At 74.7% G+C, this 8,531-nt stretch carries 7 protein-coding genes, 1 pseudogene and 1 riboswitch; of the genes and pseudogenes, 7 read left to right on the top strand and 1 reads right to left on the bottom strand.

Annotation, left to right across the window (positions count from 1 at the left end):
• Positions 1–13: 13 nt before the first annotated feature.
• The 7 genes from ACWD1U_RS14635 to ACWD1U_RS14665 all read left to right on the top strand — a co-directional run bounded on the left by ACWD1U_RS14635 (position 14) and on the right by ACWD1U_RS14665 (position 8,126).
• Positions 14–1,891, top strand: coding sequence for an ABC transporter permease subunit (locus tag ACWD1U_RS14635; protein ID WP_451107505.1), 1,878 nt, complete (start codon positions 14–16; stop codon positions 1,889–1,891).
• On the top strand, positions 1,888–3,186 hold the full coding sequence (locus ACWD1U_RS14640) for an MDR family MFS transporter (RefSeq protein ID WP_451107506.1): 1,299 nt from the start codon (positions 1,888–1,890) through the stop codon (positions 3,184–3,186). The genes ACWD1U_RS14635 and ACWD1U_RS14640 overlap by 4 nt, the downstream gene beginning before the upstream one ends.
• A gap of 230 nt (positions 3,187–3,416) precedes the next feature.
• Positions 3,417–4,865 (top strand): protein kinase domain-containing protein, encoded by a 1,449-nt coding sequence (locus ACWD1U_RS14645; RefSeq protein ID WP_451107508.1) that lies wholly within the window; start codon positions 3,417–3,419, stop codon positions 4,863–4,865.
• A 156-nt stretch (positions 4,866–5,021) separates the two neighbouring features.
• Positions 5,022–5,127, top strand: a riboswitch (cobalamin riboswitch).
• A 283-nt stretch (positions 5,128–5,410) separates the two neighbouring features.
• Positions 5,411–6,112, top strand: coding sequence for an energy-coupling factor ABC transporter permease (locus ACWD1U_RS14650; protein ID WP_451107509.1), 702 nt, complete (start codon positions 5,411–5,413; stop codon positions 6,110–6,112).
• Positions 6,109–6,513, top strand: coding sequence for an energy-coupling factor ABC transporter substrate-binding protein (locus tag ACWD1U_RS14655; RefSeq protein ID WP_451107511.1), 405 nt, complete (start codon positions 6,109–6,111; stop codon positions 6,511–6,513). The genes ACWD1U_RS14650 and ACWD1U_RS14655 overlap by 4 nt, the downstream gene beginning before the upstream one ends.
• Positions 6,514–6,519: 6 nt before the next feature.
• The gene (cbiQ, locus tag ACWD1U_RS14660) at positions 6,520–7,269 is read left to right on the top strand and encodes a cobalt ECF transporter T component CbiQ (RefSeq protein WP_451107513.1); all 750 of its coding nucleotides are present in this window, start codon (positions 6,520–6,522) and stop codon (positions 7,267–7,269) included.
• Positions 7,266–8,126, top strand: a complete 861-nt coding sequence (locus ACWD1U_RS14665) for an energy-coupling factor ABC transporter ATP-binding protein (protein ID WP_451107514.1) — start codon at positions 7,266–7,268, stop codon at positions 8,124–8,126. Before cbiQ ends, ACWD1U_RS14665 begins: the two co-directional genes overlap by 4 nt.
• 72 nt (positions 8,127–8,198) lie before the next feature.
• On the opposite strand, the pseudogene ACWD1U_RS14670 reads toward ACWD1U_RS14665, so the two are convergent.
• Positions 8,199–8,531: pseudogene (locus tag ACWD1U_RS14670) on the bottom strand (amidinotransferase); the annotation flags it as partial.

The following is an 8,531-nucleotide window of genomic DNA, read 5'->3' on the forward strand; positions in this document are numbered from 1 at the left end:
GAACACGCCCACGATGAAAGATGCCGCCGCCGGTCTGCGCGCCCTCGCGCGCGGCGGCGCGCCCACGCTGCTGTGGCGGACCGTGCTCACCGCCGCCCTGGTGTGCGGCATCGGCCTGCTGCCGTGGCTGTCCCGCACCGACCCCGCGCTGACCGTGCTCAGGGCGCGGTCGGCCGACCGCGACCCCGCCCCCGGGACCCTTCGCGCCATCCGGGAACAACTGGGCCTCGACGACGGCCCGTCGGTGCTGCTGGGCCGCTGGCTCGGCGGGCTGCTGCGCGGCGACGCCGGCACGTCGTGGGTGTCCGGCTCCGAGGTACTGCCCGCCGTCGGGCAGGCGCTCGGCGCGTCGCTGCTGCTGATGTCCGGGGCGCTGCTCGTCGCCGCGGGCACGGCGGCAGCCGTCTGCGCCCGTACGATCCGGCTCGGTGCGCGGGGCAGGCTGGGCACGCGCGGGCCCGGCGGCACCGTGCCCGCCTTGCTGGCCGCACTGCCCGAGTTCCTCGTCGCCTCCGTGCTGGCCTCGGTGATCGGGGTGCAGCTGGGCTGGCTGCCCGCCCTGGGCTGGTACGGGCCGCAGTGGATGGTGCTGCCCTCGCTGGCCCTCGGCCTGCCCGCCGGGGCGGTGCTCGGGCGGATACTGGACGACCTGCTGCCCGGCGCGTTCGGCGAGCCCTGGGCGAGGGCGGCCGCGGCGCGCGGCATTCCGCCCGAGTCCGTGGCACGGCAGGCCGTGCGCCGCAGCATGCCCGGACTGCTACCCAACCTGGGCCTGTTCGTGGTCGGTCTGACCGGCGGGGCGGTCGCCGTCGAGCAGATCTTCGACATCCCGGGCGTGGGCCGGCTCACCCTGCAGGCGGCCCTGGCCCAGGACCTGCCCGTCCTGCAGACCGGCACCCTCGCCCTGGTCCTGCTCGCGGCCACGGCGGGGCTGCTGGCCCGGCTCGCGGCCCGGCTGCTGACCGGGCCCGCCCTGCGCGACGGCGCCCTGCAGTCCCTGCACCGGCCCGGGCCGCCCGCGCCCCGCACCCTGCCCCTGCTCTACGGAGGGCTGCTCGCCGCCGTCATCGGGTCGGGCCTGCCCCGCGACCCGCTCACCCTGGACACCCTCGCCCGGCTCCAAGCCCCCTGCCTGGCCCACCCGTTCGGGACGGACGCGCTCGGCCGGGACATGCTGGCCCGCATCTCCCACGGCGCGCTGAACACCCTCGCCCTCGCCCTCGCGGTGAGCGCCGCCGCCCTGGTCGCCGGGCTGCTGCTGGGGCTGCTGCCGAGGCTGTCCGGGCCGTTGGTCGACACCGCCACCGCGGTGCCGCCGGTTCTGACCGGCCTGCTCGTCACCGGCATCGCGGGCAGCGGCCCGTGGACACCCGCGTTCGCCGTCGGTGTCGTGGCCTGGGCCCCGCTCGCCGCCCACACCTCCTCGCTGCTGCGTCAGGAGCGCGCCACCACGCACCTGATGGCCACGCGTGCGCTGGGCGCCGGCAACGGGTACCTGCTCCGGCACGAGTTGCTGCCCGCCGTCCTGCCGCCGGTGACCCGGCACGCCCTGCTGCGGTTGCCCGGCGTCGCACTGAGCCTCGCCGCGCTCGGCTTCCTCGGCCTCGGTGCCCAGCCGCCGTCGCCCGAGTGGGGTCTGCTGCTCGCCGAGAACCAGCCGTACGCCGAGCGCGCCCCGTGGGCCGTCCTCTTCCCGGCCGCCGTCCTCGCCCTGCTGGGAGCGCTCGCGGTGACGGCCGCGGGCGGCCTCCGGCTGCCCCGGCGGCGCAAGCGGCCCGGCAGCTCGGCCGAGCCGCCCACGGAACGGGCCGTTCCGGCCCCGCGGCGGCAGCCGGACCGCCCCGACGCCCTCCTGGCCCCCGTCCCCACCTCACCGGCAGAAGAACGATGACCTACTCCCTCTCCCGCGCCCTGGCCCGCCGAACCGCCCGTACGCCCAAGGGTCCGCGCGCCCCGCGCGAGAGCACCCGGCGGCTCTGGAAGGACCTGTCGCCGCTGCTGCGGCTGCTGATCCTGACCCAGCTCGCCTTCAACATCGGCTTCTACGCCGTCCTGCCGTTCCTCGCCGAGCACCTCGGCACCGCGATCGGCATGGCCGGCTGGCTGGTCGGGTTCGTGCTCGGGCTGCGCACGTTCAGCCAGCAGGGGCTGTTCGTGGTGGGCGGCTGGCTGGTCGACCGGTGCGGGGTGCGGCCGGTCGTGCTGGCCGGCTGCGTGCTGCGGATCGCCGGCTTCGCCTGGCTCGGGTACGCGGAGGCGACCTGGGCCGTGATCGGGGCGGTGCTGGTGATCGGTTTCGCCGCCGCGTTGTTCTCCCCCGCCGTGGAATCCGAGGTGGCCCGCCAGGCGGTGGTCTGGGAGGAGGAAGGGAACGGCTCGCGCACCCGTGTGCTGGCGCTGTTCAGCGTGGCCGGCCAGGTCGGCGCCTTCGTCGGGCCGCTGCTCGGCGCGCTGCTGCTCGCCGTCGACTTCCGCACCGCCTGCCTGGCCGGCGCCGCCGTGTTCGTGCTGGTCCTCGCCGGGCACGTGTGGCTGATGCCGCAGCACATCCCCGGCCGGGTCCGCGTGCGCGAGCGGGGCGGAGCCCGGCTGCTGCTGCGCAACCGCCGCTTCCTGGCGCTGTGCTGCGCCTACGGGTCCTACCTGTTGGCGTACAACCAGCTGTATCTGGCCCTGCCGGACGAGGTGCAGCGCGCGGCGGGCTCCCAGGCGCCGCTGTCGTGGCTGTTCGCCCTGTCCTCGGTGCTGGTGGTGTTCACCCAGCTGCCGGTGACCCGCTGGGCGGGCGACCGGCTCGACCTGCGACGCTCCATGACCGCGGGGCTGCTGCTGATCGCGTCCGGCTTCGCGGTGGTGGCCGCCGCGCGACCCGCCGGCTGGACGGGCTCGGCCGGGCTGCTGCCGGCCGCCGGCTTCGTGATCTTGCTCACCCTGGGGCAGATGCTGGTCGTGCCCGCCGCCCGCGCCTGGGTGCCCGACCTCGCCGAGGAGGGCCGGCTCGGTCTCTACATGGGGGCACTGTCCTCCGTCTCCGGCCTGATCGTCCTCGTCGGCAGCGCGGCCACCGGCTCCCTGCTCGACCTGGGCCTGCCGTCCGCCGTGCCGTGGCTGGTCCTCGCGGCCGTACCGGCCCTGGCGGTGGCACTGCTGCCGCGCCCGCAGGGGCAGGACCGGACGGGGGCCTGAACCGGCGCGTGGCGAGGTTTTCCCGGCGGCCGCGGCAGCCCCTCCCGCGGGGGCGTCACTTTGGCGGGGGACTTCTCGCTCCGGGACTTCCGGGACCGTACCGTTCAGGGACACCGCTGCGGAGAACAGTGGTCACGCGGCGCCAGTATCCTGGGTCGGCTGCGGCACCCCCCACCAATCCCCGCGCAGGCGCGGGGAGTTCGGCCTGCGGCGAAGACCTTCCCTTGAGCGTGAGACGAGGACGAGTGCTGCTAGCGGGCCGCTACCGGCTGGATGTTGAGATCGGGCGCGGTGGAATGGGAGAGGTCTGGCGTGCGTACGACGAGACGCTCGCCAGAGCGGTGGCCGTCAAGCTGCTGCTCCCCCAGGACACCGATGCCACGGCGACCTCCCGGTTCCGTCTGGAGGCGCAGACCGCCGGGCGTCTCAACCATCCCCACGTGGTCGGTGTCCTCGACTTCGGCGAGTACGACAACCGGCTGTACCTGGTGATGGAGCTGGTCGACGGCGACAGCCTCGCGCGGGTGCTCTCCGTGTCCGGCGCGCTCCCCGCCGAGCGGGTGGCCACCCTCGCCGCGCAGGCCGCCGCCGGGCTCGCCGCCGCGCACGCGCAGGGCATCGTCCACCGGGACGTCAAACCCGCCAACCTGCTGCTCGACGCCCACGGCACGCTGAAGATCGGCGACTTCGGCATCGCGCGCTTCCTCGACGACCCCGGCGCCGCGCTCACCGCCACCGGCCAGATCGTCGGCACCGGCCTCTACCTCGCGCCCGAACGCGCCCTGGGCAAGCCCGCGGGTCCCGCCTCCGACATGTACTCCCTGGGCTGCGTGCTCTACCAGCTCCTCAGCGGCCGGCCGCCGTTCGAGGCGGACACCGCCGTCGCTCTCCTCCACCAGCACCTCGACTCGGCCCCCGTACCGCCTCGCGAACTCGGAGTCGCCGGTCTCCCGCCGGCGTTCGAGAACTATCTCCTCGGCCTGCTCGCCAAGCGGCCCGAGGAGAGGCCCACCGCCCAGCAGGCCGCCGAGTGGTTCGCCGGCGGCGCCTGGCGGGGGTTGCCCGAACCATTGCCGGAGGTCTCGCCGCCCCCGCGGCCGGCGTCCGTATCCCCGGCGACGACTTCCGGGCGGGGGCGGTATCCGGGCGCCGAGACCGGCAACCCGACCACCTACGCGCTGCCCGCGACGCCCGGGCATCGCAGCGCGGCCCGCGCGGCTCAGGCGGGGCGTCCGGGTCGCGGCGGGCGCCGAGGCGGCCCGGGCAACCGGTCGACAGTGGCCGCCACGGCCGCCGCGGCAGCCCTGTTCATCGCCGCGATGCTCATCGGCATGCGGTGGTTCTCTCCTGACGACACCGCCACGGAGGGCACGGAACCCGACCCGTCCCCCACCGCGAGCAGTCCCGCCGCCACCCCGTCCGCCGACTCCGAGTCCGCGCTGTCCTCCGACCCGGCGGCCGCCACCACGCCGACCACCGGAACAGTGGGCGACGTCACCCCGGCCACCACACCGTCCGCTTCGCCGGATCCGGCCTCGCCGACAGCCGGCACCGCGACTCCGCCGCAGGAGGACGGCCAGGGGCCGGTGGAGGCGGACCAGCCCAAGCCGGAGAAGCCGCGCAAGGTCGGGCCGGACGGCGAGGGCGACGGCGGCGGAGACGACGAGGGCGACGACTGACGCGATCCGGGCGGTCACGCGGACGGGCCCGGGCGGCCTGGCCGTAGTGCGTGGATCAACCAGTGGATGCAATGGTGACCGGTGGATGCGCCGGTGTGCGAGCGGGCGCCCCCTCGCGCGCCCCCGGGGTGGCTTGTCATCGTCCTCAGCCGGGCCTTATTGTCGCCTGGCCTTGGTGAACGGGAAATCCGGTGTGATGCCGGTGCGGCCCTCGCCACTGTGAATCGGGAAGTCCGGCTCCGGCCCTCGCGGGCAGCCACTGGGTCCTGGGGCCCCGGCGCCACATTCCCGTCTGCCGTGCGACCTGGCACGCACGCTCGCCGCGTTGCCGAATCGCCCGCGTGGCTCCGCCACGAGGGTGCTCCGGCGCCTTGCGATCGCACGCGCCGGACGCCGCGCGGCCCGCCCTTCGGGCGGACGACGGGAATGTGACGCCGGGGTCCCAGCCCCGGGAAGGCGGAGCTCGGGCGGTGGTACCCGTCAGCCAGGAGACCGGCCAAGGCGCGTCAACCATCCACGAGGTGCTGGAGAGGGTCTGCTGAGCCATGCACATAGCCGAGGGTTTCCTTCCTCCGGCGCACGCGGTCGCCTGGGGCGTCGCGTCGGCGCCGTTCGTCGTCCACGGGGTCCGGTCGCTCACCCGTGAAGTGCGCGAGCACCCCGAGAGCACCCTGCTCCTCGGTGCCTCCGGCGCCTTCACCTTCGTCCTGTCCGCCCTGAAACTGCCCTCCGTCACGGGCAGTTGCTCCCACCCCACCGGCACAGGCCTGGGAGCCATCCTGTTCCGGCCGCCCGTCATGGCGGTGCTGGGCACCATCACCCTGCTCTTCCAGGCCCTGCTGCTCGCGCACGGCGGCCTGACGACGCTCGGCGCCAACGTCTTCTCCATGGCGATCGTCGGCCCCTGGGCCGGATACGCCGTCTACAGGCTGCTGCGGCGGTGCGGCGTACCGCTGATGGTGACCGTGTTCTTCGGCGCGTTCGTCGCGGACCTGTCCACCTACTGCGTCACCAGCGTGCAACTCGCGTTCGCCTTCCCCGACCCGGGCAGCGGGTTCCTCGGCGCGCTCGGCAAGTTCGGCTCCGTCTTCGCCGTCACGCAGATCCCGCTCGCCGTGAGCGAGGGGCTGCTGACCGTGCTGGTGATGCGGCTGCTGGTGCAGTCCAGCAAGGGCGAACTGACGCGACTGGGCGTGCTCCTGGCCACAAAGCAGTCCCGGACCCGGACCGAGGCGGTGGCCCGATGAACCGGAACACGAAGATCAACCTGGTGCTGGTGTTCGTCGTGGCCGCGCTCGCCGTGCTGCCGCTCGCGCTCGGTCTCGGCGACCACAAGGAGGAGCCGTTCACGGGCGCCGACGCCGAGGCCGAGACGGTGATCACCGAGATGGAGCCGGACTACGAGCCCTGGTTTTCGCCGCTGTACGAACCGCCGTCCGGTGAGGTCGAGTCGGCCCTGTTCGCCCTCCAGGCGGCCCTCGGCGCCGGTGTCCTCGCCTACTACTTCGGTCTGCGCCGGGGGCGGCGGCAGGGCGAGCAGCAGGCGCTGGAGCGGGAGGGCGGGGCCGCGCCCCGCGGTGGGACCGTGCCCTCCGGTGAAGCCGTGGCCTCCGGCTCCGCCGGGAATCCCACCGCCGAACAGGACTGAACCCGGGTGCTGCCGATCGACGCGGCGGCGCACAGCAGTCGCTGGCGCCGCCGTCATCCCGTGGACAAAGCCGTGCTCGGGCTCGGCCTGACCGTGCTGGCGATCTGCCTGCCGCCCTGGCCGGGCGCGGCCCTCGTGCTCCTCACCGCCCTCGGGGCGATGCTGGGGCCGGCCGGTGTTCCCGGCCGGCGGCTGTGGCGGGCCTACCGGGTGCCGCTGGGCTTCTGCGTGACCGGTGCGCTCACGCTCCTCGTCCAGGTCGGCGGGCCGGGCGGTTTCGTCTCCCTCGCCGCGGACGGGCCGGTCCGGGCCGGGGAGTTGCTGCTGCGGACGTCCGCGGCCTCGCTGGGCGTGCTGCTGTTCTCCTTCACCACGCCCCTGTCCGACCTGGTGCCCCGGATGGTCCGGGCCGGGGTGCCCGCGCCGGTCGTGGACGTCGCGCTGGTGACGTACCGGATGAGTTTCCTGCTGCTGGACTCCGTGCGCCGCATCCGCGAAGCCCAGGCCGCCCGGCTCGGGCACACCAGCCGGGCCGCGGAGTGGCGTTCACTGGCCGGACTGGGCGCCACCGCGTTCGTCCGGGCCTTCGACCGGGCCACCCGCCTCCAGGCCGGTCTCGCCGGGCGCGGCTACGACGGCACCCTGCGCGTCCTGGTGCCCGAGGCCCGGGTCTCCGTCCGCTTCACCACCGCCAGTTGCGCGCTGCTCGCGGCGCTGGCGGTCCTCACCCTCGTCCTGGAAAGGCCGCTGACATGAGCGAGCCCGCCCTCGTCGCCCTGCGGGGCGCGTCCTTCGCCTACGAGGACGGCCCGGCCGTGCTCAGCGGCCTCGACTTCGAGATCCACGAGGGGCGCGCCCTCGCGCTGCTCGGCCGCAACGGCAGCGGCAAGACCACGTTGATGCGGCTGCTCAGCGGTGGACTGAAGCCGCAGGACGGCCGGTTGACGGTCGAGGGGCGGCCGGTGGCGTACGACCGCAAGGGGCTGACGCGGCTGCGGACGACCGTCCAGCTGGTGGTGCAGGATCCGGACGACCAGTTGTTCGCGGCCTCCGTCGAGCAGGACGTGTCGTTCGGGCCGCTGAACCTCGGTCTGCCCGATGCTGAGGTACGGGCGCGGGTGGCGGAGGCGCTCGCCGCCCTGGACATCACCGCCCTGGCCGACCGGCCCACCCACCTGCTGTCCTACGGGCAGCGCAAGCGGACCGCCATCGCGGGTGCGGTCGCCATGCGGCCCCGCGTGCTCATCCTGGACGAGCCGACGGCCGGACTCGACCCGGACGGCCAGGAACGGCTCCTGACCACGCTCGACGGGCTCCGCGCGAGGGGCACCACGGTGGTGATGGCGACCCACGACGTGGACCTCGCCCTGCGCTGGGCCGACGACGCGGCGCTTCTCACCCCGTCCGGCGTCCGCACCGGGCCCGCACCCGCGGCACTGGCCCGCGCCGATCTCCTCCAGGCGGCAGGGCTGCGGCTGCCGTGGGGCGCCGCGGCTGCGGAACTCCTGCGCGGGCACGGGTTGTTGACCGGCTCGGAGCCCTGCCCCCGGACCCCGGAGGAGCTCGCCGCCCTGCTGGCGGGACGCGCGGGTGCGGTGGTCGAGGGCTCCTGACGGCCGGGCCGGGTCACGAACTCTCGCGCCGGACCGAAGAGTTGTCCGGACCCGGCGCGGGACGGGTCCGGGTCAGTCGAAGTACGACTCGAGCGTGCCGCGGCGCCGGACGTCGAGCGTCGCGCAGTGGAACGAGCCGCCGAACGGCGCGTAGTGCAGCAGGTCGCAGGGAATCGGCTCGAAGCCCCACTTCTCCAGCGCCCGCAGCATGCCGGTGTGGTGCCGCTCCGCGATCACGCGTTTCTCGTCGATCATGAGCACGTTCATGCTGAGCCACTTGCCGCACATCGACGTCACCTTGAGCAGCCGGTCGCCGATCGGGTCGGGCTCGGGCGCGATCAGGACGTCCCAGGAGTCCAGGACGCCCGGCAGCCGGCCGACGTCGATGTACTCGGGATTGACCAG

The organism is Streptomyces sp. NPDC002788 (assembly GCF_053592115.1).